The organism is Tessaracoccus pujii (genome assembly GCF_054483895.1).
Window position 1 is genome coordinate 2,615,040 of record NZ_CM137012.1, and the last position, 22,124, is coordinate 2,637,163.

General features: G+C 70.6%; 23 protein-coding genes. 13 read left to right on the forward strand and 10 right to left on the reverse strand.

All coding sequences use genetic code 11. The features are described from left to right. The first annotated feature begins 100 nt into the window (after positions 1 to 100). Both ACX1D0_RS12375 and ACX1D0_RS12380 read left to right on the forward strand, forming a co-directional pair. On the forward strand, positions 101 to 283 hold the full coding sequence (locus ACX1D0_RS12375) for a hypothetical protein (RefSeq protein ID WP_459018236.1): 183 nt from the start codon (positions 101 to 103) through the stop codon (positions 281 to 283). Positions 284 to 328: 45 nt separating this feature from the next. Further along, positions 329 to 2,968, forward strand: a complete 2,640-nt coding sequence (locus ACX1D0_RS12380; RefSeq protein WP_459018238.1) for a LysM peptidoglycan-binding domain-containing protein — start codon at positions 329 to 331, stop codon at positions 2,966 to 2,968. Between the two features lie 5 nt (positions 2,969 to 2,973). Here ACX1D0_RS12380 and ACX1D0_RS12385 read toward each other — a convergent pair whose 3' ends face one another. From ACX1D0_RS12385 to ACX1D0_RS12395, 3 genes are read right to left on the reverse strand one after another with little or no spacing between them, the layout of a single operon-like run. Next, positions 2,974 to 3,498: a DUF6553 family protein gene (locus tag ACX1D0_RS12385; protein ID WP_459018239.1), complete on the reverse strand. Its 525-nt coding sequence runs from the start codon at positions 3,496 to 3,498 to the stop codon at positions 2,974 to 2,976. Between the two features lie 47 nt (positions 3,499 to 3,545). Beyond that, positions 3,546 to 4,451: a rhomboid family intramembrane serine protease gene (locus tag ACX1D0_RS12390; protein ID WP_459018241.1), complete on the reverse strand. Its 906-nt coding sequence runs from the start codon at positions 4,449 to 4,451 to the stop codon at positions 3,546 to 3,548. Positions 4,452 to 4,492: 41 nt separating this feature from the next. Then, positions 4,493 to 4,678: a DUF6767 domain-containing protein gene (locus ACX1D0_RS12395; protein WP_459018243.1), complete on the reverse strand. Its 186-nt coding sequence runs from the start codon at positions 4,676 to 4,678 to the stop codon at positions 4,493 to 4,495. A 67-nt stretch (positions 4,679 to 4,745) separates the two neighbouring features. Here ACX1D0_RS12395 and ACX1D0_RS12400 point away from each other — a divergent pair, with 67 nt between their 5' ends. Further along, positions 4,746 to 5,981, forward strand: coding sequence for a YibE/F family protein (locus tag ACX1D0_RS12400; protein WP_459018245.1), 1,236 nt, complete (start codon positions 4,746 to 4,748; stop codon positions 5,979 to 5,981). Positions 5,982 to 6,180: 199 nt separating this feature from the next. Here the strand turns inward: ACX1D0_RS12400 and ACX1D0_RS12405 are convergent, their stop codons facing one another. Genes ACX1D0_RS12405 through ACX1D0_RS12415 form a run of 3 tightly spaced genes read right to left on the reverse strand, consistent with a single transcriptional unit; the run spans position 6,181 to position 8,959 of the window. Beyond that, the gene (locus tag ACX1D0_RS12405; protein WP_459018246.1) at positions 6,181 to 6,747 is read right to left on the reverse strand and encodes a NifU family protein; all 567 of its coding nucleotides are present in this window, start codon (positions 6,745 to 6,747) and stop codon (positions 6,181 to 6,183) included. Beyond that, on the reverse strand, positions 6,744 to 8,609 hold the full coding sequence (gene feoB / locus ACX1D0_RS12410) for a ferrous iron transporter B (protein WP_459018248.1): 1,866 nt from the start codon (positions 8,607 to 8,609) through the stop codon (positions 6,744 to 6,746). Before feoB ends, ACX1D0_RS12405 begins: the two co-directional genes overlap by 4 nt. 59 nt (positions 8,610 to 8,668) lie before the next feature. Continuing rightward, the gene (locus tag ACX1D0_RS12415) at positions 8,669 to 8,959 is read right to left on the reverse strand and encodes a FeoA family protein (RefSeq protein WP_459018250.1); all 291 of its coding nucleotides are present in this window, start codon (positions 8,957 to 8,959) and stop codon (positions 8,669 to 8,671) included. Positions 8,960 to 9,105: 146 nt separating this feature from the next. Between ACX1D0_RS12415 and ACX1D0_RS12420 the strand changes: the two genes are divergently transcribed. The 4 genes from ACX1D0_RS12420 (at position 9,106) to ACX1D0_RS12435 (ending at position 12,586) form a co-directional block, all read left to right on the forward strand. Further along, complete coding sequence (locus ACX1D0_RS12420; RefSeq protein WP_459018251.1) at positions 9,106 to 10,080, forward strand: aldo/keto reductase; 975 nt, start codon at positions 9,106 to 9,108, stop codon at positions 10,078 to 10,080. 140 nt (positions 10,081 to 10,220) lie between these two features. After that, the gene (locus tag ACX1D0_RS12425) at positions 10,221 to 10,967 is read left to right on the forward strand and encodes an SIR2 family NAD-dependent protein deacylase (RefSeq protein WP_459018252.1); all 747 of its coding nucleotides are present in this window, start codon (positions 10,221 to 10,223) and stop codon (positions 10,965 to 10,967) included. Then, the gene (locus ACX1D0_RS12430; protein WP_459018253.1) at positions 10,960 to 11,289 is read left to right on the forward strand and encodes an MGMT family protein; all 330 of its coding nucleotides are present in this window, start codon (positions 10,960 to 10,962) and stop codon (positions 11,287 to 11,289) included. The genes ACX1D0_RS12425 and ACX1D0_RS12430 overlap by 8 nt, the downstream gene beginning before the upstream one ends. 97 nt (positions 11,290 to 11,386) lie before the next feature. Beyond that, on the forward strand, positions 11,387 to 12,586 hold the full coding sequence (locus tag ACX1D0_RS12435) for an ROK family protein (RefSeq protein ID WP_459018255.1): 1,200 nt from the start codon (positions 11,387 to 11,389) through the stop codon (positions 12,584 to 12,586). A gap of 68 nt (positions 12,587 to 12,654) precedes the next feature. Here ACX1D0_RS12435 and lgt read toward each other — a convergent pair whose 3' ends face one another. From lgt to ACX1D0_RS12450, 3 genes are all read right to left on the reverse strand, one after another. After that, complete coding sequence (gene lgt, locus ACX1D0_RS12440; RefSeq protein WP_459020441.1) at positions 12,655 to 13,533, reverse strand: prolipoprotein diacylglyceryl transferase; 879 nt, start codon at positions 13,531 to 13,533, stop codon at positions 12,655 to 12,657. 86 nt (positions 13,534 to 13,619) lie between these two features. Continuing rightward, positions 13,620 to 14,063 (reverse strand): methylglyoxal synthase, encoded by a 444-nt coding sequence (locus ACX1D0_RS12445; protein ID WP_459018257.1) that lies wholly within the window; start codon positions 14,061 to 14,063, stop codon positions 13,620 to 13,622. A gap of 127 nt (positions 14,064 to 14,190) precedes the next feature. After that, on the reverse strand, positions 14,191 to 14,748 hold the full coding sequence (locus ACX1D0_RS12450) for a TetR/AcrR family transcriptional regulator (RefSeq protein ID WP_459018259.1): 558 nt from the start codon (positions 14,746 to 14,748) through the stop codon (positions 14,191 to 14,193). Between the two features lie 50 nt (positions 14,749 to 14,798). Here ACX1D0_RS12450 and ACX1D0_RS12455 point away from each other — a divergent pair, with 50 nt between their 5' ends. The 4 genes from ACX1D0_RS12455 to ACX1D0_RS12470 all read left to right on the forward strand — a co-directional run bounded on the left by ACX1D0_RS12455 (position 14,799) and on the right by ACX1D0_RS12470 (position 18,125). Next, positions 14,799 to 16,478 (forward strand): FAD-binding protein, encoded by a 1,680-nt coding sequence (locus ACX1D0_RS12455; RefSeq protein WP_459018261.1) that lies wholly within the window; start codon positions 14,799 to 14,801, stop codon positions 16,476 to 16,478. A 23-nt stretch (positions 16,479 to 16,501) separates the two neighbouring features. Further along, a complete protein-coding gene (locus tag ACX1D0_RS12460; RefSeq protein ID WP_459018263.1) occupies positions 16,502 to 17,488 on the forward strand; it encodes an aldo/keto reductase in 987 nt (328 codons plus the stop codon). Positions 17,489 to 17,570: 82 nt separating this feature from the next. Beyond that, positions 17,571 to 17,735, forward strand: a complete 165-nt coding sequence (locus tag ACX1D0_RS12465) for a hypothetical protein (RefSeq protein ID WP_459018265.1) — start codon at positions 17,571 to 17,573, stop codon at positions 17,733 to 17,735. A 42-nt stretch (positions 17,736 to 17,777) separates the two neighbouring features. Further along, positions 17,778 to 18,125, forward strand: a complete 348-nt coding sequence (locus ACX1D0_RS12470; RefSeq protein WP_459018266.1) for an efflux permease Rv1217c-related protein — start codon at positions 17,778 to 17,780, stop codon at positions 18,123 to 18,125. A 98-nt stretch (positions 18,126 to 18,223) separates the two neighbouring features. Here ACX1D0_RS12470 and ACX1D0_RS12475 read toward each other — a convergent pair whose 3' ends face one another. Further along, positions 18,224 to 19,543 (reverse strand): ISL3 family transposase, encoded by a 1,320-nt coding sequence (locus ACX1D0_RS12475; RefSeq protein WP_459018268.1) that lies wholly within the window; start codon positions 19,541 to 19,543, stop codon positions 18,224 to 18,226. 281 nt (positions 19,544 to 19,824) lie between these two features. Between ACX1D0_RS12475 and ACX1D0_RS12480 the strand changes: the two genes are divergently transcribed. Together ACX1D0_RS12480 and ACX1D0_RS12485 are read left to right on the forward strand one after the other, a co-directional pair. Then, complete coding sequence (locus tag ACX1D0_RS12480; RefSeq protein WP_459018270.1) at positions 19,825 to 20,415, forward strand: DUF6518 family protein; 591 nt, start codon at positions 19,825 to 19,827, stop codon at positions 20,413 to 20,415. Positions 20,416 to 20,438: 23 nt separating this feature from the next. Further along, positions 20,439 to 22,100, forward strand: a complete 1,662-nt coding sequence (locus ACX1D0_RS12485; protein ID WP_459018272.1) for a bifunctional metallophosphatase/5'-nucleotidase — start codon at positions 20,439 to 20,441, stop codon at positions 22,098 to 22,100. Positions 22,101 to 22,124: the final 24 nt, after the last annotated feature.

Consider the following 22,124-nt stretch of genomic DNA (forward strand, 5'->3'; position numbering starts at 1 on the left):
GGCTGCCTGCTGTGGACACATTTCACCGATCCATCTCCCCCCTGTGGATAACCCGATTACTGACACCGTCGCCCACCAGACTCTTCATCAGGAGGTCCCCATGTCACTCATCCATCACCTCATCGGACTCGTCGTCATCCTGCATCCGGCATCGCGCCGCAGGGATGAGCGCGGGCTCAGCCAGAGCACGGAGAACGCCATACTCCTGGCCGGCGCCGCAGCAATCGCGCTGATCATCATCACCGCCATCACCGCCTATGTCACCGACCGCCTCCCCAGCTGACATGGTCACGCAGACGCACCCGCCGGGGGTGAGACCATGAGAATCATGCGCGCAGCGGGGTCGGGCGTCGTGCTACTGCTCGTCGTCGCCGGAGTCCCCTGGGTCCTGCTCCAGGTGGCCCACCCCGGCGCCCTGCTGGACGCCGACTGGGCCACGTCGCTGTTGGTCGCCCTGGACAGCCGGCTGCTCATCGGGCTTCTGAGCATGGCCGGCTGGGTAGCCTGGGGCGCGCTCAGCCTCACCATCGTCCTCGAGGTCGTGGCCGTGCTGACGCGCCACAGGGTCACGATGACCCTGCCTGGCACCGGCTGGCTCCGCCCGCTCGTCGGCGCGCTGGTGGTTGCGGCGGTCGCAGCCCCCACCGTCGCCGCTGCGGACTCCGGGGCGGTTGCTCCCGCCCCGCCCGCCGCCGGAACGACGTTCGGGCTGTCAGCTGCCGCCTCGTTCGCCCAGCAGCAGGCCCAGGTGGCCGACTCGGCACACACGTATGTGGTTCAGGCGGGCGACGAACTCTGGAGCGTCGCGGAGAGCCAACTCGGCTCCGGGGACCGGTGGCGGGAGATCGTCGCCTTGAATCCCGTCCTTGCCGAGTCGCCTCGCCTTGAACCCGGCGCTGTGTTGGCGCTGCCGGACGTGGCGGCGCAGCAGGCCGTGGTCGTGGTGCAGCCAGGCGATTCGCTCTGGTCCATCGCAGGCCGGGAGCTGGGTGACCCGCAGCGTTGGCCTGAGGTCCATCAGCTCAACGAGGACCGGATCACGGACCCGGACCTCATCGAGGCGGGCTGGACGCTCGAGGTGCCGGCATCGCCGTCGGCACCCGAGGCGGTCGTCCTCGAGGCGGTCGTCCCCGCAGCGGTGGAGCTCAGGCCCCCGTCTGGTCACCTGCTCGCGGAGCCGGTCTCCGTGCCGGCTCTCCCCGCGGTCGCCGTCGGCCTCGAACCGCCCGCGGCGGCCGATGCCTCTGAACCAGGAGTCGAGGGCCCCGCATCCGAGGCGGACGTCCAGGAGGCGGACGACGGCGTTGCCGGCCTGCTCGGCCCGATGAGCGCTGTCCTCGCGGGCGGCCTGGTGGCCGGGCTGGCGTCCCGTCGTCGGCTGCAGGTCCTGGGCCGCGCCTTGGGACGGCGGGTGGTCCCGGTGGCCCCGTCGCTCGCCCGGTTCTGGACGGCCCTCGCGCGGCACGCTGAGGAACCACTGGGGGCCGGGTGCGGCCCCACCACGATCGTGCTGGGGTGGACGGATGACGACGCCGCCGTTCCGCTGGACGTGGAGCGCGCCAGGGCCGTGGCGTTCACGGGTCAGGAGGCCGAGGCGGCCGTCGCCGCGGCACTCACCGGCCTGACCTGCGCTCCCTGGTCATCGGACACCCTGCTCGTCGTCGTCGGCGGCCAGGACTGGGCGGATGCCGTGGATGACCCTCGGATCACCGCCCTCCCACGCATCGAGGAGGGCATCGCGCACCTCACCCGGATCTGCAGCGAGCGCCGCCTCTCCATGGGTGGACGTGCGCTTCCGGAGTTGCGCGCGGATCCGGATCTCGGCGCCCTCTGGGAGCCGCTGGTGGTGACGTTCACCAGCCCGCTGGGGCCCGCCCATTGGGATGCCATCTCTGATGCCCTCGCTCTGGGTGAGGTGGGGGTCAGCGTGATCGGCCGAGCGGGCGCCGCGCCCCACGTGCACGCGGCCACGGTCTCCGTCGACGCGCAGACAGGACGTTGGGCGGGGCACACCTTCACCCCACAGCTGATCACTCAGCCCGCCCGCCGGGCCCTGATCGACCTGTTCGAGGCCACCGGGACCCAGGAGACGGAACCGGCACCGTGGTGGCGCACGGACGAGGAACTCCCCGCCAATGTGCGGCCGCTCCACCACCCTTCCGGACCGATCGAGGAGCCTCCCATGACCGGACGTTTCGCTGAGCCGGAGCACCCCACCCTCCTGCTGCTCGGCGATGTCGAGCTCGTCGGCGCGGCCGGCACCAGGCCCGGCCGGGCGACGGGCCAGTGCCTGGAGTACTGCGCATGGCTGGTGGAACATCCGGGCTTCACACCCACCGCCATGACGCGGGCCCTGATGATCGCTGAGACCACCCGGCGCTCCAATGTGAGCCGGCTTCGCAGCTGGCTCGGGACGGCCCCCGATGGGTTGCGCTACCTGCCCGATGCCTACTCCGGCCGGGTGTCTCTGGATCCGCGGGTCACGTCGGACTGGGACCAGTTCCGCGCCATGCTCAGTGGCGGGGTCAACATGTCGTCGGACGCTGCCCTGGCCGCGGCCCTCCGCATGGTCCGGGGGGAGCCCCTCGGCTCGTTCGCGTTCCAGTGGGTGTGGGCCGAGCAACTCAAGGCAGACATGGTGGGGATGATCGTGGACGCCGCCTGCGTGCTGGCGGACCGCTCCCTGGACCGGGGAGACGCCGCGGCCGCACTGTGGGCCGTCCGCCGGGGCCGCACCGCCGCCCCGGCAGATGACGCGCTCGCAGCCAGGGAGATCCTGGCGTTGGCCCTGGCGGGCCGCAGCTCGGAGGCGGGGTCCGCCGCGGTGACGCTCACCCGCGCCGCCCGGGCCGAGGGCAGGGATCTTGCGCCGGATCTGGCCCGCCGCGTCCAACTGGCCCTGCACGGATCGCCTGCGCGGCGCGTGGCTGGCGGGGCCTCGTCGGAGTCGGGACGGGTCAGTTCCTGACGGGGCTAGAGAGTCAACCCGGACAGAGCCGGCTTCGTGGCCACGGCGTCGCGCAGAGCCGCGCGCCCCGGGTCACCGAAGACCTGGACGAAACCGTCGACCAGTAGTGAGGGCAGGGATGCCGCCGGACCCGTCGCTCCGCGGCTCTCCACGATCGCGGTCAGGGTAACCGCCGCATCCTTGGCCGCCTTCACCCGCAACTGCTCCGGCTGAAGCCGGTTCATTCCCCACACCCCGGCCGAATAGTTAGGGTCGGTCAGGCAGGTCTGGAAATACACCGTGGCCGCGTCGCGCAGCTGGGCGTTGACGGCGTCGTCACCGAGCGCCTCCCGCGCGCTCCGCACCTCACGGCCGGCGAAGAACTGCTCGATGGTGCGCCGCACGCGGGTGAGGCTCGGGGTCAGGCGCTGCTGGCGCCCGTCGACCACGAGATTCAGCCAGAACCCGACGAATCTGTCGCCGTCGTCGCGTGGCCCGTAGCGTGCCCGGTGCAGGACGGGGTCCAGCGGGGCGCGGGTGTCGTCGGACATGCCAGGCAACCTACCACCGGCGCGTCCCCCGGCCTGCCGGAGCACGGTCACGAGCCGAGCTGCACCGCGCGGGCCACGATGATGGCGACGAAGAGGGCTGCCAGGAGCCCCACGAGCGGCCACTGCCAGGTGGCGCGGCGCTCCTTCGGCAGGTACATGAGCACAGCCGCGGTGGCCGCCCCGCCGAGCAGGCCACCCAGGTGGCCCTCCCATGAAATACCTGACCAGGTGAACGACAACACGACGTTGAGCCCAAGCCAGAACATGATGCCGCGAACGTCGCCCTTGTGCTTAACGGCCAGGAGCAGCAGTGCGCCCATCAGTCCGTAGATCGCCCCCGAGGCGCCGATGGTGGAGATGAAGGGCGGCGAGAAGAGCATCACGCCGGCGGATCCGCCGAGCAGGGCCACCAGATATACCGCCAGGTAACGGGCACGGCCGAAGACGTTCTCAATGGTGGGCCCCAGCATCCACAACACCAGCATGTTGAAGAGAATGTGCAGCGGCGACGAGTGGGTAAATCCTGACGTGATCACCTGCCACGGTGCCCCCGAGGCAACGCCCGGCTGCCAGGCGTAGCCCTCGGCCACGCAGCCGGCCGCGTCCGTGAGAAGAATCTGGTCCCCCACCGGACAGACGCCTTGGGGGGTCAGCGCCAGGAGGTTGAACAGGCCCGCGAACGAGCCGCCCGTCAGCAGTACCGCCACGAACACCACCGCGTTGATCACGATCAGCGTGACCGACGTGGCCCGAGTGTTGGCCACGCGGGTGCCGCCGTAGGGCAACCGCAGCTGGCGTGTCTCGCGGTGGCCGCGCTGCACGCACTCGGGGCACTGGAAGCCGACTGATCCGGGGATCATGCACTGCGGGCAGATGGGCCGGTCACAGCGTTGGCACGCGATGCGCGTCGGGTGATCGGGGTGCCGATAACACGTCGGCGCGTCGGATTCCATGCGACGAGCGTACCGAGGGACCGAAGGCGGACCCTCGGCGGTCAGCGCCGGCGGGACGCGGCGAGCGCCTCGCGGTACTCCGGGTCGTCCATCACGAGGTAGACCAGGCCGCAGTCCTGAGGACCGGTCACGCTGGCCTGGCACAGGGTGCACGGGTCACCGGGCCGGAGTGGGCACTTGGCGTCCGGGCGTCGTCGCGGTGTGGCGGTCTGGTCGAGCTTGAGCATCGTGCCACCCATGGTACGCCGCGACATCGGGGCTCTCGCCCGGCGGGCGGGCCGGTAAGTTGTGCCCATGGGTCACGGGCACGGGCACGGCAGTCATGGGGTCGTCGAGGTGGGGCAGCGCGCCCGCATGCTGCTCATCGGGCTTCTGGCCGTGTTCGGCGTGCTGGCCGTCGCCGGGCTGATCTGGCTGTGGCCCACCGGAGCCGAGGTCTCCGCGGCGCTCAACAAGATCTCCGATGCCCCGGGCGTCACCTACGAGCAGGCCACCATCGACGAGGTGGCCGACGGATGCGAATCGGCCTTCGAAATCCCGACGGGGACGGCTGCCTGCCTGACAGCCACCGTCACGCTCACCACGGGCGCCGACGCGGGCGAGCAGGCTTCGGTTGAGCTCACCGGGCCCAACGTGCACAACGGCCTGCGCGCGGGGGACGACATCGAGGTGGCCCGTGTGCCGACCTCGGACGGCATCCACTACTCATTCAGCGGCATCAACCGCCTGCCGGTGCTGCTCATCCTGGGCGTGCTGTTCACCGTGGCGGTGCTGATCGTCGCGCGGTGGCGGGGGTTGTTCGCGCTGCTGGGTCTCGTCATCGCCGGCGGGATCCTGCTGGGCTTCATGCTGCCGGCCATCATCGTCGGCAAGCCTGGGCTGGCGGTAGCCCTGTCCGGCTCCACGGTGATCATGTTCATCGTCCTCTACGTGGCGCACGGGGTGTCGCTGCGCACCTCGGCGGCACTCGCCGGGACACTTCTCGGGCTGTCGGTCATCACCACCTTGGGCAGCCTCGCCGTCGGCGCCGCCCGCCTCTCCGGGTTCGCGGAGGAGAACGAGTACGACCTCGCCCAACTCGCGCCGGGCATCAACTTCCAGGAACTGCTCATGGTGGGCATCATCATCGGCGGCCTGGGCGTGCTCAACGACGTCACCATCACGCAGGCGTCCGCCGTGTGGGAGCTACGGGCGGCCGCGCCCGACTGGACGCGGGCCAGGGTCTTCGCCGCTGGCATGCGGATCGGGCGCGACCACATCGCGTCGACCATCTACACCATCGTGTTCGCCTACGCCGGCGGCGCGCTGACCATCCTCCTGCTGCTGTTCTTCACCACCAGGGAGCCACTGGACCTGTTCGGGCTGGAGATGTTCGCCGGGGAAGGGGTGCGCACGTTCGCGTCGGCGATCGGGCTCATCCTGTCGGTCCCGATCACCACGGGGATCGCGGCGCTCACCGTCGGCCCGGCGAAGGTGCCCTCGGGGCCGCCCAAGCACAGCGACGGCGCCGCGGCGCCTGCCGTCGACTGAGACCGCGCCCGACCGCGCCCCTCGTCGAGCACGAATGTGCTACAAGGTCGCGGCTGGAGGCTCTCATGCGCCCCGAGGGGGCGACATCGACGGCGTGTCGTGCTCAAGAAGGAGGAGCCCGGCTGCTCGCCTGCCCGGCTATCCGTCGAGGCCAGCTGCCCGGCTGCCCCCCGTCGACGCGCCGCCCGCCCGACGGACGCTAACGGCCGCGGCCGGGGACCGGCAGCCCCAACCAGCCGCGCGGCTTATGGTGGGCGCCCCCGACCCGCTCGACGCGGGCGAGCATCGGGTAGCGGGCCCGCACCGTCGTCTCGATGCGGTCGTGCAGGGTGGCGCCCGCCGCGGGGCAGTCCTCGCAGGCGCCGCCGAAGTCGAGGATCAGCACGTTGTCGGCGGCACCGGCCACGGCGATCACGCCCCCGTGTGACTCCACGTAGCCCGCCAGCTCGCCCTCGAGGATCTCCCGGGCGATGAGGCCCAGCAGCTCGTCGGAGCCCGGTTCGATCTCCCAGCCGCCGATCTCCACCGCAGCGGCCACAGCGTCCCGGATCCGCGGCCCGTGCTCAGTCCATGAATGGTCCGGCGCCAGCCAGGTCCACACCCCGCCGCGTTCGACGAACACCCTGGTCAGCACGCCGTACTGCATCAGCGGGCCGAGCGTGCCGGGCGCGGAGGTCCCGCGCCCCACCGGCAGGTCCACCTCGGTCACCCAGCGCACGGCCGACTGCTGGCCGGGGACGGCCTGGGGGTGGATGGCGCGCTTCACAGGAGGGCTCCGACGATCGAATGGGCAAGGAAAGCCATCACCCAGGCGACGACGCCGAGGTGCACGAAGGCGATCAGCGGCCAGCGCCACGTGCCGGTTTCGCGGCGCATCACCGCGAGCGTGGACATGCACTGGAGCGCGTAGACGAAGAACACCAGCAGGGCGGCGATCGTGGGCGGGGTGAAGACCTTCTCGCCGGCCCGCGGGCCGTCGCCGTGGGTCATGGACTCCAGCGCTGACGTGGGGTCCTCGGGGTCGGACGCTGCGGCCACCTGACCCAGCGTCGAGACGAACACCTCGCGAGCGGCCAGCGAGGAGATGACGCCGACGTTGACGCGCCAGTCGAAGCCGAGCGGCTCGAAGACCGGCCCGATGGCCCGCCCCACGGCGGCGGCGGCCGAGTGGTCGAGCGTGTAGGCGGTCACGGCCACAGTGTCCGTCGGGTCGACGCCTGCGGCCCGGAGCTCAGCCTCGCCCCGAAGCGGCAGGTTTAGCAGTGCCCACAGCACGACGGTGGTGACCAGGATGATGGAGGTGATCTTCCGCAGGAACGCCTTGCACGCGTCCCATACCGAGATCAACACCGTGCGCAGCCGGGGCAGCCGGTAGGAGGGCATCTCCATGTAGAACGGCAGCCCCATCCCGGAGCGTCCCACAATGCGCTTCCAGAACCACGCCGACGTCATCGCCGACGCCGCCCCCACCACGTACAGCGCGAACATCAGCAGCCCTTGCGCGCCGATCGGCCCCCAGCGCAGGTCGGCCGGAACTAGCATCCCGATCAGCAGCACGTACACCGGCAGCCTGGCGGAACAGGTCATGAGCGGCGCGGCCATCATCGTCGCCAGCCGGTCCTTCGCGGACGGCAGGGTCCGGGTGGCCATGATCCCCGGGATGGCGCAGGCCATGGAGCTGAGCAGCGCCACGAATGCGCGACCCTCCAGCCCCGCGGTCGCCATCACCCTGTCCATCAGGTACGCCGCTCGCGACAGGTACCCCGACCCCTCCAGCAGCGAGATCAGCACGAACAGGAGCGCGATCTGAGGCAGGAACACCAGTACCCCGCCCACGCCGGCGAGCAGCGCGTCGGCGACGAACCGGCCCACCCACTCCACGGGAATCGAGGCACGGGCCACGTCCCCCAGCCACGCGAACACGGTCTCGATCCACCCCTGCAGGGGTGCCGCCACCAGGAAGATGGTCTGGAAGAACGCGAACATCGTGGCGAAGAACACCAGCGTCCCCCATAGGGGGTGGAGCAGCACGCCGTCGAGCCGCCCGGTGCGCGAATCCGGGTCCGGGGGCGCGAAGTGAGCGGCGTGCAGGAGGGAGCGCGCCCAGCCGGTGACCTCGTCCGGCTCGGTAGGAGGAAGCATGGGCGGCGCGGGCCAGGCAGCGGGCGCCGCGAGCACCTCGCGCAACGCCTCGACCCCCCGTCGCTCCCCGGCCACCACGGGTAACACCTTGACGCCCAGCGCACGGCCGAGCCGTTCGGGGTCCACGCGGCCGCCGCGCCGGAGCAGCTCGTCGACGAAGGTCAGCACCACGACGGTGGGCAGCGCCGCCTGCTGCACCTGCGAGACGAGGCCGAGGCCGCGGCGCAGGTTGGTGGCGTCCACCACCACGACGACGCCCGCCAGTTCGTCGGCCTCCTCGAGCACCTGCGCGACGATCTCCTCGTCAGGGCTGATCGGGTCCAGCGAGTAGGTGCCGGGCAGGTCCTCGACGACGACGGGGCCGACCGGCGTATCCACCCGCCCCTCGTACCTCGACACCGTCACCCCGGGATAGTTGCCCGTCTTGGCGCGCAACCCGGTGAGCCCGTTGAAGAGGGTGGTCTTGCCGGCGTTGGGGCTCCCCACGAGCGCGACGCGAGCGGCTCCTGGGAGGGTCGGAGTGGGAACACCTCCGTGGTGGTGTGTCATGCCGTGACGTGGATGCGGCGGGCCTCCGCGCGCCTCAGCACGATCTCGATGCCGCCCACGCGGAACATCAACGGGTCGCCGAGAGGGGCTTTGCGGAGCCGGGTCACGTGCTCTCCGGGCATGAAGCCGAGGTCGAAGAGGCGGCGCGCCACGGTGTCGTCCGCGTCGAACGCGACGATGGTGGCCACTTCGCCGATGCTCAGCGAATCCAGGCCGCGCGAGGATCCTGAGTCGAGCTGCTGGGCGGTGACGCACCGGCGGCTCACGAAGCGGTCCACGAGGGTCATGCAAATAAGCTAACACCGGGCTTGTCAATTGTGGCCATGGGGGTCGGTTATGAGCTGAGGCTGCCCTAACCGTGCCGATCGCCGCGACCACGGCCGCGCGCCCCGGCCGGTGGATAGGGTGGAGGAGCAGTCAATTTGGAGGACACATGCAGTACACCCACCTCGGCCGGACCGGCCTTCTCGTCTCACGCATCGTGCTCGGCACCATGAACTTCGGCCCGCACACCTCGGAGGAGGACTCGCACGCCATCATGGACCGCGCCCTCGACGCGGGCATCAACTTCTTCGACACCGCCAACGGCTACGGCGGCCAGGGCCACCGCGGCCGCACCGAGGAGATCGTCGGGCGCTGGTTCGCCAAGACCGGCCGCCGCGACGAGGTGGTGCTGGCCACCAAGTGCTACGGCAGCACCCTCGACGAGGACGTGCCCAACTTCTCGAAGCTCTCCGCGGTCAACGTCCGCCGCTCCGCCATCGCCTCGCTGCGCCGCCTGCAGACCGAGCACATTGACCTGTACCAGATGCACCACGTGGACCGGGCCACCTCCTGGGAGGAGGTCTGGCAGTCCATGGACCGCCTGGTCTCCTCCGGTGACATCGTCTACGTGGGCTCGTCGAACTTCGCCGGCTGGCACATCGCCGCGGCCGTCGAGGCCGCCAGGGCGCGCCACTCGCTCGGCCTGGTCAGCGAGCAGTCGCTCTACCACCTGGGCGCCCGCACCATCGAGCTCGAGGTCCTGCCCGCAGCCCGCCACTACGGCCTGGGCGTGATCCCGTGGTCGCCGCTCGGCGGCGGCCTCCTCGGCGGGGTGCTGAAGAAGATCGAGTCCGGCCGCCGCGCAGACGAGGGCATGCTGAAGCGCATCGAGAAGCAGCGCCCCCAGCTGGAGCAGTGGGAGGCGTTCTGCGACGAGCTTGGCCACGAGCCAGGCGACGTCGCCCTCGCCTGGCTGCTGCACCAGGACGGGATCACCGGCCCCATCATCGGCCCCCGCACCATGGAGCAACTCGATAGCGCACTCCGGGCTCTGGAGATCACCCTCGACGATGCGGCCCTGGGTCGCCTCGACGAGATCTTCCCCGGCCCCGGCGGTGCCGCGCCCGAGGCCTACGCCTGGTGAGCTGACCCTCTCCCACCCCAGCCCGCGGAAATCGTCCCCCAGTGCCGTCCTCCCCGCTCACACCCACACGGGGTTGGCCGCACTGGGGGACGATTTCCGCGTTTTCAGCAGCGGTACTGCCCGTGGGGCAGACTGTGGCCATGGCCAAGATCGCCAGCCTCGACGAGGCCCAGCGGATCCTCATCCTCAGCGGAGCCGGGCTGTCCACAGCGGCGGGCATCCCGGACTTCCGCGGCCCCGAGGGCATCTGGACCCGCGACCCGTACGCGGAGCTGGTCTCCACCCTCTCCTGGTACCTCCGCGACGACGACGTCCGCAAATCCGCCTGGCGCCGTCGGGCCCACCCGGCGATGTGGGCCGCGCAGCCCACCCGATCCCATCGCGCCATCGTCGAACTGGAGCGGGCGGGCCGGCTGCGGGCCATCGTCACGCAGAACACCGACGGCCTGCACCAGCTGGCCGGCAGCAGCCCGGAGTTGGTGCACGAGATCCACGGCTCGGCGCGGACGTGGCGCTGCGAGATGTGCGGCAGGACGGGCCCCATGCAGGAGATGCTGGCCCGCGTCGCGGCCGGCGACGAGGACCCGCGCTGCCCCGCGTGCGGCGGCATCACCCGGGCCACCGTCGTGCTGTTCGAGGAGGTGCTGGACCCGGACGTGCTGGCGGCATCGGTGGCCGCGGCGGAGGACTGCGACGCGATCGTCGCGGTGGGCACCACACTGGGCGTCTACCCGGTGGCCGGGCTGTTCCCCATCGCGCTGGAGCAGGGCGCTTTCGGGGTGATCGTCAACGCCACAGACACCGCCTTCGACCGCGAGGCCGATCAGGTGCTGCGCGGGCAGTTGGACGACCTGTTACCGGCGCTGCTCGGGGTCGCGGATGAGTGACGAGATGGTGGAGCGCGTGCTGCGGGCCGTGGAGCAGGTTCCGGCCGGGCGGGTGGTGGCCTACGGAGACGTCGCGTCGCTCGTCGGCACCTCCGCGCGCAGGGTGGGCACCATCATGAGCAACTGGGGCGGCGAGGTGTCGTGGTGGCGGGTCACCAACGCCGCCGGGCGGATGCCCGAGCACCTGCTGCCGCTGGCGCGCAAGCAGTGGCAACGCGAAGGCGTCCCGTCCGACGGGGATCGCTGCCTGATCAGCCGATGCCGCGCTGACTTCGCCCAACTCGCCGCTGACTACCATGCCGCCGTCGCCGATCTTTCCTGAACAACCCAGGTACCCGGTCCCCCGCGTGGCAGACTGATCGGGTCACCGGACCCGCGGGCGCACGCTTCGCATCCAGTGTGGGAGGGGGGTGGAACCGATGACCGAATCGGATCCGGACCACGCGTCGGGGATGACGCAGGCGGCGATGCGCTCGTCGAACCTGAAGCTGGTGTTCCGCCAGGTGGTCGACCAGAGTGGACGGGTGTCGCGCGCCGGGATCGCCCATCAGTTGGGGATGACGCGCTCGACGGTGTCGCGGCTTGTCGACGACCTGATCAACGGAGGCCTGGTCAGCGAGGGTGAGGCGGCGAGCGTGGGTCGCGGCAGGCCGGCCGTCCCCCTGTCGATCAGGCCGGGCGCGACGTTCGGGCTCGGCCTCTTCGTCGGCGCGGGCCGCCTCGTGGCCGCGCTCGTGGATCTCACCATGACGGTGCGTTCGTGGCGCGAAATTACGGCGGACGTCAAGATGCTGGGGATCGAGGGCACCATGGCGGAGTTGGCTCGCCTCGGCGGCGAAGTGCTGGAGGCCCTGCCAAACACCGGTCGAGTGATCGGGGCCTACGTGGCGGTGCCGGCCCTGGTGGACCGTCGGACGGGGAGGGTGGTCAAGTCGAGCCCGTTGGGGTGGGACGGGCGGCGCCCGGCGGATCACTGGAGGCTGGACCACGCCGGCTCACCCCTGGCACTCAACATCGCCAACGATGCCGACTGCTCAGCGGTGACGCTGATGCGGGAACTCAATGGCCGCTCGTTCATCATGCTCGGCGGGGATGCCGGGGTGGGCGGCGCCATCGTCGTCCAGGGCATCCTGCACCTGGGCGAGCATGGGTGGGCCGGAGAGATCGGCCACGTGTGCGTCGATCCGCGCGGGGCCCCGTGTCCGTGCGGCTCCATCGGCTGCCTGGAGACGGTGGTGGGCCTGCACGCCCTGCTCTCGGCGGCGCGCCAGCCCACCCTCGAGTCCCTGCTCCACGCTTTGGCCCACCACGACGAACGCGCCCTGTCGGTCATGCGACGCACCGCCGGCGCGCTGGGCATCGCTCTCGGTGCGGCGATCAACCTCGCCGACGTGTCGACGGTGCGCCTGTCGGGCCACTTCGCCCGGTTGGAGCCGTGGTTGCGGGAGCCGCTGCACCGGCAACTCAGCGGACGTGTGGTGTGGGCGCGCAAGTGTGCGTTGGACATCGCCCCGCTGACCGACGCACCGCTGCGCCCGGCGATGGGTGCAGGGCTTGCCGCGATGGGGCCCGTGGTGAAGGATCCAGAGGCCTGGCTTACCCCGGGGCCCCGCGGGTAGCGCTGCGCATACACACACTTATCCACAGTCAATCTGTGGACAGGGTGTCGCCGTCGGGCGGCGTGCGATCAGCGCTCCCCCGGCCCGTCGGAGTTATCCGCCGAGTTGTCCACAGGCTCGGCCTCGACGTCGCTGAGGGCCCGCATCCGCGACCAGGACCACAGCACGAGCCCGACGAGCACCATGGGCAGCGAGAGCCATTGGCCCATGCTGAGGCCGAGCGACAGGAACCCCAGTTGCGCGTCCGGTTCGCGCCAGAACTCGGCGATGAACCGGAACAGGCCGTACCCGGCGATGAACATGCCGGTCACCTGTCCCCGGAAGCGGGGCTTGCGGGCATAGAGCCACAGCAGCACGAACAGGAGCAGGCCTTCGAGGAGCATCTGGTACAGCTGCGACGGGTGGCGCAGCACGTCGCCCCCCGTGGGGAATCGCATGGCCCAGGGCAGGTCTGAGGAGGCCTCACGGCCCCAGAGCTCACCGTTGATGAAGTTGCCGAAGCGGCCCGCGGCCAGGCCGAGCGGCGCTGCGGGGACGAGGAAGTCCCCCACCTGGAGGAAGGGACGCTTCTTGCGCCACGCGTACCAGGCCAGGCCGAGAGCGACACCGATGGCGCCACCGTGGAAGCTCATGCCACCGTCCCAGATCTGAACGATCTCCAGGGGGTTGGCGAAGTAGTAGGCCGGATTGTAGAAGAGGGTGTAGCCCAGCCGTCCGCCGGCCAGGACACCGAAGATCGCGTAGAGGAGGATGTCCTCGATATCCGCGCGCGTCCACGGCTCGGGCGTCGTGACGGACCGGTACGGCTCGTGGCGGAGCCGTCGGACCATGAGGAGGTAGCCCAGCCCGAACGCGAGCAGGTACATGATTGCGTACCAGTGGATCTTCAGTCCGAAGATGTTGACGGCGACGGGATTGATGTCTGGGAACGGCAGCTCAAGGGGCATCACGTCGCCAAGCTTTCCACACCTGCCGGATTCGAAGCGGCTTCGTCAAGGCTCCGTACGGAGACGGTCAAGGTTTGCCGTAGGCGTCACTCCGGCTCGCTGGGCTCCCAGGCACGCGGCGAGATGTCCGGCTTGTTCGCCCACGGCTGGTCCAGCAGCGGCGAGGAGATCAGCAGGTCAGCGGTCGCGATGTTGCAGGCCATGGGCACGTTCCACACGGCGCCGATGCGCAACAGCGCCTTGACGTCTGGGTCGTGCGGCTGCGGCTCGAGCGGGTCCCAGAAGAAGATGAGCGTGTCGATCCGTCCCTCGGCGATCATGGCGCCGATCTGCTGGTCCCCACCCACGGGGCCGGACAGCAGGCGGGTGACGGGCAGCCCGAGCTCGTACTCGAGCATGGTGCCTGTGGTTCCCGTGGCGAAGAGCGTGTGGCCGCTGAGGGTGCCGCGGTTGAAGTTGGCCCAGCTGAGCAGCTCGGCCTTCTTGTTGTCGTGGGCCACCAGGGCGATGTTGTGCTTGATGCCAGCCATGGGGCCGCCTCTCATCCGATGGGTCCAAGCGTAGGCCCGCGCGGACCGCAGGGCGCGGCTTGGCCATCTGTTGCCCTTCCGTGCCCGCTGCGTTGAACACCGGACCTCGTGGTGCCTCACCTGGCGCTCACGCCAGCCCGAACCACCGCCGCGACACGTCGTCGATGGTCGCGGACAATCTGCTTCGCCCCCCGCTGGTGACCACCAGCCCGTAGACCATCCGCACACCGGTGGGGACGTCTTCGACGACGAGGTCCGCCCGCACCTCCCCGCCGCGGAGCGCCGCCTCGACGTGAGGGCCGAAGATGGCCAGCAGCCGCGCAGTCCCGCCGAAGTCCGGCAGCTCACGCCTGGCCTCCACCGCCATCTCGACGAAGGCCGCTGAGTCCACCACCTCGTCGACGAGCAGCCCCCACAAGCGCGCGAAGGACCCGGGCCCGACGTCGGCCCCGGCCGCCTCGAGCCGCAGGAAGTTCTCCTCGAACACGGCCAGCGCGAGATCCATCCGCCTGGGGAAGTGCCGGTACAGGACCCCCTGCCCCACCCGTGCCCTCTTGGCGATGGCCTGGAGCGGCACGTCGAACCCGCGCTCGGCGAACAGATCCCGCGCCGCGGCCAGCAGAGCACGACGATTCTCGGCTGCGGCGGCCGGTCCCCTATTGATCCTGCGCATGTGGGCGGGCATGCTGGACAGCATAGAACCGGACACAGTTGTCCGGATATCGAGGAGGAACCGTGTCTCAGACCTTTGACCATTCGTTCGATGTGGTGGTCGTCGGCTCGGGCGGGGCCGCCATGGCCACCGCGCTGGGCGCCGTCGACGAGAAGCTCGACGTGGTGATGCTGGAGAGCACCGACAAGTGGGGCGGCAGCACCGCCATGTCCGGCGGAGGCATGTGGCTGCCCAACAACCCGCTGATGCGGCGCGAGCGGGTGGCCGACTCCCGCGAATCGGCGCTTGAGTACATGGAGGCGTGCATCGGCGACGCCGGCCGCGCCACCTCGCGGGAGCGCAAGGAGGCCTTCGTTGATTCGGTGGCGGACTTCGTCACCACAGCGGAGCGCTACGGCGTGCAGTTCGTCCGCGCTGGGGAATACCCGGACTACTACCCGGAGCTGCCAGGGGGCCGGATCGGGCGCGCGATCGAGGTTAAGCCTCTGGATTCCAAGGTGCTGGGCGAGTGGTACCACACGATGAGGCTCACCGCGCCGCTGCCGATCAAGACCGACGATGTGTGGTTGCTGCAGCGCGCGTGGTCCACGTGGAGCGGCTTCAAGCGTGGCGCCGAGCTCGTGTTCCGGTTGCTGAGCTTCGTCGGCACCGGCCGACGCGGCGTGGGGATCGGCGCGGCGCTGGCCACGGCGATGTTCGCGGGCGTGGTGCAGAAGGGCGGCGCGAAACTGTGGCTGAGCAGCCCCGTCGAGGACCTGATCATCGACGGCGACCGCGTCGTGGGCGTGCGGATCACGCACGAGGGTCGCACACAGACCGTGGGCGCCCGTCGCGGCGTGATGCTGGCCGGCGGTGGGTTCGACCACAACACGCAGATGCGCCTTCAGTATCACGGGATCCAGGGAGACAGTTCCGGTAACCCCGGCAACCTGGGTGGCCCGATCGTCATGGCGCAGCGCGCAGGGGCCGCGGTGGAGCTCATGGACGACGCGTGGTGGGGCGCGTCTGTGGCCCCCGCGCAGGGCGGCGGGCCGTCGTTCCTGGTGGGCGAGCGGGCGTTGCCGTACTCGATCATGGTGGATCGCGAGGGGTCGCGGTTCGCCAACGAGGCGGAGTCCTACGTCGACCTGGGCCACCACATGCTGGAGCACGACAGGGACGGGGACTTCTGGCTCATCGGCGAGGCCCGGCACGCGCGGCGTTACATGCGCGCCTACGCCCTGGATCCCAGGGCCAACAAGAAGCTGGCTGCGGAGGGGTCGATGGCGAAGGCGGACACCGTCGAGCTGCTGGCGCGCAGGATCAGGATGGAGCCGGCGAAGCTGCGCGCCACCGTCGACCGGTTCAACGCCTTCGCACGCGCGGGGGTCGACGACGACTTCGGCCGCGGCAAGTCCGCCTACGACCGCTACTACGGCGACCCGTCGGTGATCCCGAACCCCAACCTCGGCCCGCTGGAGAAGGGCCCGTTCACGGCGTACCGCGTGGTGATCGGCGACCTGGGAACGAAGGGCGGCGTCTTGACCGACGAGCACGCGCGGGCGCTGCGGGAGGATGGCTCGGTGATCGAGGGCCTGTACGCGGCGGGCAACAACTCGGCCTCGGTGATGGGACGGACGTACCCCGGCCCCGGCTCGACGATCGGCCCGGCGGCGGTCTTCGGTCTCCGCGGAGCGCGCCACATGGCGGGGTCGGCTGCCGAACTCGTCGGCGCCTCCGCCTCCGGCACCTCCGCGGGCTAGGTCGGCTGTGCCAAGGTGGATCCATGCAGAAGTCAACATTGGGTAGGACCGGCCGCGAGGTCGGTGTGGTGGGCCAGGGCTGCTGGCAGTTCGGCGGGGACTGGGGTGACGTCAGCGACGACGCCTCGATGGGCGTGCTCCACGCCGCGGCCGACGCGGGCGTCACGTTCTTCGACACCGCAGACGTCTACGGCGACGGCCACAGCGAGGAGCTCGTCGGACGGTTCCTGCGCGAGCGCGCCGACGGGTCGGTCATGGTGGCCACCAAGCTGGGCCGCCGCGCCGATCCGCACACGCCGGAGCAGTTCACGCGGGAGAACCTGCGGGCGTGGACGGACCGCTCGCGGCGGTTGCTGGGCGTCGACACCATCGACCTCACCCAGCTTCACTGCCCGCCCAGCACGGTCTACTCCGACGACGCCGTGTACGACGCGCTCGACGAGATGGTGGAGCAGGGCTGGATCCGCAACTACGGCGTGTCGGTTGAGACGGTCGAGGAGGCCCTCACTGCGCTGGAACGGTCTGGCGTTGCGAGCATCCAGATCATCCTCAACGTGTTCCGCCGCAAGCCGCTCGAGCGGGTGCTGCCCGCGGCCGCCGCGGCCGGCGTCGGGATCATCGCCCGAGTGCCGCTGGCGAGCGGCCTGCTCACCGGCAAGTTCACCGAGGACACGACGTTCGCGCCGGAGGACCACCGCACCTACAACCGGCACGGCGAGGCGTTCGACCAGGGTGAGACGTTCAGCGGCGTTCCCTACGGCGTGGGCGTGCAGGCGGCGCGGGAGTTCGCGTCGATCGTGCCCGACGGCGTGACGCCGGCGCAGTTCGCGCTCCGGTGGATCATCGACCAGCCCGGCGTCTCCGTCGTCATCCCCGGCGCGAGCCGCCCCGAGCAGGCAGCGGCCAACGCGGCGGCGGGCTCGCTGCCGTCGCTGACCGACGACCAGCTCGCGGCCTGCGAGCGGATCTACGACGAGTACATCCGCGAGTACGTCCACGACCGCTGGTGACAGCAACAGGAGCCTGGGCGCCACCGTCCTCGAGAGTCAGGTTGCCCGCCGTCTCGGTGGCACACACCTCCTCGACCCAGCCGTGCTGCCGCGGTACTCGTTGGCGTCGATGGAGCTCTTCACCCACGGGCTGTTCACCGACGACACGTTCCTCCGGCAGATCCGCGCCGCCTTCACCCCCGTCGACGACCCCGCACGCCGCCCAGCCGACGGCGTCACGGACCCGGATCCTCCCGCGGCGCCCTGACCCGTCCGCAACGCCGTCGACCTCCACCGACGCATCGCCTACGTGCCCGGCGACGTCGACTCGCTCATCGGTGATGCCCTGGCCGGCGCTGCCACCGGCATCCCGGCCATCCTGGTGGTGCTCGCGCTGGCGGCGGCGCTGCACGCCCTCGCCCCGCGGTTGGTGACACTCGCCTGGATCCCGGTGGTGGCGGGCGGCCTCATCGAACTGTTCGGCGACGTCATGCAGCTTCCGGACTGGGTTCGCCAGATCTCGCCGTTCGAGCACACCCCGGCCATGCCTGCCGAGGAGTTCGCGCTGGCGCCGATCCTGGTCCAGTTGGCGGTCGCGGCGGCCCTGGCCGCGTTCGCGCTGTGGCGGTTCTCCCACCGGGACATCCCCGGCCACTGACGGTTCAGGGCCTCGACCTGCGGCGATTGTTCCTCCAGACCGACTCCCGGCCCTCCACAGGCGTCGGAGGGCCACCTGGAGGAACGATTACCGGCTCATCACAATCCAGGGTGTAGTCGGGGTCTGAATCCGCCGGTCTCGAGCAGTGATCTGGCGATGTAGTTGGTGAGGTTCCGGAAGCCGAGTGCTGATCCGCGGAGATGTTCCAGGCGGCCGTTGAGGGCCTCGGTGGGACCGTTCGAGGTGCCGGGCCGGTCGAAATAGGCCAGCACGTCGTCGGCTCGCTTCTTCAGCGTTCGGCCGAGTGTGATCACCTCGCTCAACGCGGCGGGGACGCCCTGGCTGACCGAGGCGATCAGGCTGGTCATCAGGGCCCGGCCTCTGGTCCGATCGGGTTCGCGGTAGGCGGCGATCATGCGTTGGTAGATGCCCCAGGTGGCTTCGACCTCGACATGGTCATCGCCGGCGAACAGGGCGGTGAGCCGGTCCTTCTGTCGGTCGGTGAGGAGGTCGGTGCCGGTGTGGAGGGTGCGGCGCGCCGAGTAGAGCGGGTCGCTGGTGCGGCCTCGGTGTCCGTGGATGGCTTGTTGGACGCGTCGGCGGCATCGGTCGAGGGCGTCGCCGGCGAGGCGGACCACGTGGAAGGGATCCATGACGGCGGTCGCGTCGGGCAGCTCTTCGGCGGTGGCGGTCTTGAACCCGGTGAACCCGTCCATCGCGACGACCTCAACTCTGTCGCGCCATGCCTGGTCGCGTTCGGACAGCCACTGCTTGAACGCCTGCTTGGAGCGCCCTTCGACCATGTCGAGCAGCCTGGCAGGCCCTGTCCGGGTGCGGATGCCGGTCAGGTCGATGATGACGGTGACGTACTTGTCACCGCGGCGGGTGTGGCGCCACACGTGCTCGTCCACGCCGATGGCCGTCACCCCGTCGAACCTGGTCGGGTCGTCGATCAGGACCCGCTTGCCTTCGGCCAGGACCGCCGTGTTGGCGGTGTTCCACGACACCCCCAGCCCTTCGGCGACCCGGGCGACGGTGAGGTGCTGCACGACCAGACCCTCCAACGCCCACCGCAGCCCGCGGCGTGACAGCTTCGCCCGCGGCTCCGCGGCGAGGCTGGTGTCTTGCCGCCACACATGCCCGCAGCCGGTGCAGCGGTAGCGACGGATCGTGACCAGCAACGTGGTCGGCCGCCAGCCGAACGGCTCGTGCGCCAACGCCCGCGTCACGGTGTCACGGGCCACGCCTTCGCAGCCGCAGCGTCGGCACCACTGATCCGGCTCCACCACCCGGCAGGCGAGCACCGCACGGCCAGGCTCCAGCAGTTGGCCGGTGACCTCCAGGCCGAGCTCATCGAGCCGACAGAACGAGGTCAGGTCAGGGCAGGCGAACCCCGCCCCAGGGGTAGCATCAGACACGTCGAGGTCTTCCAGATGGGCAGCGTGAGAACTTCCATCATCGGGAGACCTCGACCCCTACCCGGCCCGACGCGCCGAACAGCCTCCTACACCCTCATCTGTGATGAGCCCGATTACCGCACGTCCACGCGCGGTCGGTCGCTCGTTGTGCTGGTCTACCCGACCAGGAGCGACCGGTCCCCGGGCCACCCCCTGGCATTCCCCCGATTCCGCCCTGGCTCGCCCCTGGGCGGCGGCCGCAGAGGGCCGACATGGTCCCTCGACCGCCTAGCATCGCCGTCATGCACAGGTGTCTCCCCGTTGCGCTGACCGGTTCCGTGGCCGCGGGTGTCGCCATGTCCTTCGGCCAGACCTACTCCCCGGCGGTACTGGCGCCATTGTTCAACTCCGCCACCCCGGTGGTAGTCCTCGCGGCAGGCGTTGCCGCGGCCACCAGGGGCGGTTGGGCGGCCCACGCCCTCCTGGGGGCGAGCGCAGGGCCTCTCGTCATGGTGGGCTACTACGCCACCACGCACCTGCGGGGCTTCCCCGTCGGCCTGCAGATGATGGTGCTCTGGGCGCTCGCGGGCGTGATCAGCGGCGGCGCGATGGGGGTGGCGGTGTGGCTGCTGAAGGGACGCGGGCCGGCGGTGATGCGCGGGGTCGCGGCGGCATTCCTCCCCGCCGTGGCGCTGGGTGAGGCCGCGCACGGGCTGGCCCGCATCTCGGACACCACCCCGCCCGCCTACTGGTGGGCCCAGGCCGCCGCCGGCGCGGCGTTGCTCCTCGCGCTGGCGCTCGGCCTGCTCAGCACCTGGCGCGCGCGCTTCGCCGCCCTTGCGGTCGCGGTCCTGGGGGCGCGCGCGTTGTTCGTGATCTACGGCATGGCCTGACGCTTCTGCTGCACAGTGGTGCCATGGCACAGATCCGCTTCATCCACATCGGTGACATCCATGGCCATCTCCTCCCGCGGCCGAACGTGCGCCGCGACGCAACGGGCTCGCTCGAGGGTGGGCTGGCCCGCATGGCCACCCTGATCGCGCGCCTGCGCGCGGAGCAGCCCACCAGCATCCTGGTGAACACGGGCGACACGATCCAGGGCAGTGCTGAGGCGCTCTACACCCGCGGGCAGGCGCTCGTCCAGATGGTCGACGCCCTCGGGGTGGACGTGTACGCCCCCGGCAACTGGGACTACATCTACGGCAAGGAGCGATTCCTCGAGCTGTTCGGGCCGGGCACCGGGCTACCGGGCACCACGGTGCCCTCGCACCGCTGGGGCGCGATGGCCTGCAACGTCTACCACGCCGGCACCGAGGCCCTTCTTCTCCCGCCCACCCGAATCCTCCAGGCCGGAAGAGCCCGCGTCGGTGTCGTCAGCCTCTCCTCGGAGCGCGCCATCAACGCGCTCGGGCCCTGGGTCACCGAGGGCATCAGGTTCAGCGGCGATGCGCACGAGATCCCCACGCATGTGGCGGCACTGCGCGACGCGGGGGTCGACGCCGTGGTCTTGATCTCCGAGTTCGGCCTGGCGAAGAACATCATGATCGCGGAGGACAATCCGGGCATCGACGTGGTGCTCTCCTCCGACATGCATGAGGAGACGCGCGAGCTGGTCCGGACCTCGACCGGCGCCCTGGTCTCCGAGGTGGGGCAGGACGGCACGCGCGTCGGCGTGCTCGACGTCACGCTCGGCGACGGCGGCGTCGCCGCCTGGTCCTACACCCTGCACACCGTCGACGAGGCCCTCGAGCCGGACCCGGTGGTCGCGGCCCTGGTCGAGGATGCCCGCCGCCCCTTCCTGGCGGGCCCGCACTTCCGGCCGCATGTGAATCCGATCAATCACTCGGTGCTCAGCCGGCCGATCGACGAGGTGGTGGGGCACACCGACGTGGCGCTGCACCGCAGCGACTTCGCCGACGGTGACCGGCCGGCGGTCATCTCCGGCACCTCGCACGACGTCATCGCCGAGGCGATCCGCGTGGAGGCCGGCGCGGACATCGGGCACCTTCGCGGCTTCCGCTACGGCACCCACGTGGCGCCCGGCCCCATCCGCCTCGAGGATCTTTTCCACTACCTGCCGGTGGGCGCCCAGGTGGGCGTCGGGGAGGTTCGGGGTTCGAAGGTCGCGGCGCTCCTGGAGAACTCCGCCGACGGCGCCCTCAACCCGGACCCGTGGGAGTGGAAGGGCGGGTGGCTGCACGCCACCGCCGGCCTCACCTACAGCCTGGATCCTGGCGCAGCCACGGGAGCGCGGACCTCAGACGCCGCCGTACGGCGGGCAGGGTCAGCGGGCCAGGAACCGCTCGACGCGGACGCCACCTACCGGGTAGCCGGCTACTTCTACGAAGCGACGCCCGGCAAAGTCGGCCCGATGGACGCCGACGGCGAGGTCCTGGTGGTGCGGGGCCGCGACGATCCGCTCGACGTGACCGAGGTGGTCGCGCGCTACCTGGCGCAGCATCGCCCTACGGAGATTCCGCCTGGCATTCGCCTCGCGGCTCCCCTGCCCCCGGCGCGGCACGGCAACCCGGAGATCCAGCCGTTGCGCGGCGCGGCGCCGATCCACGACGGTGCCTGACGGGCTCGCAGAAAGGTCCCGCCC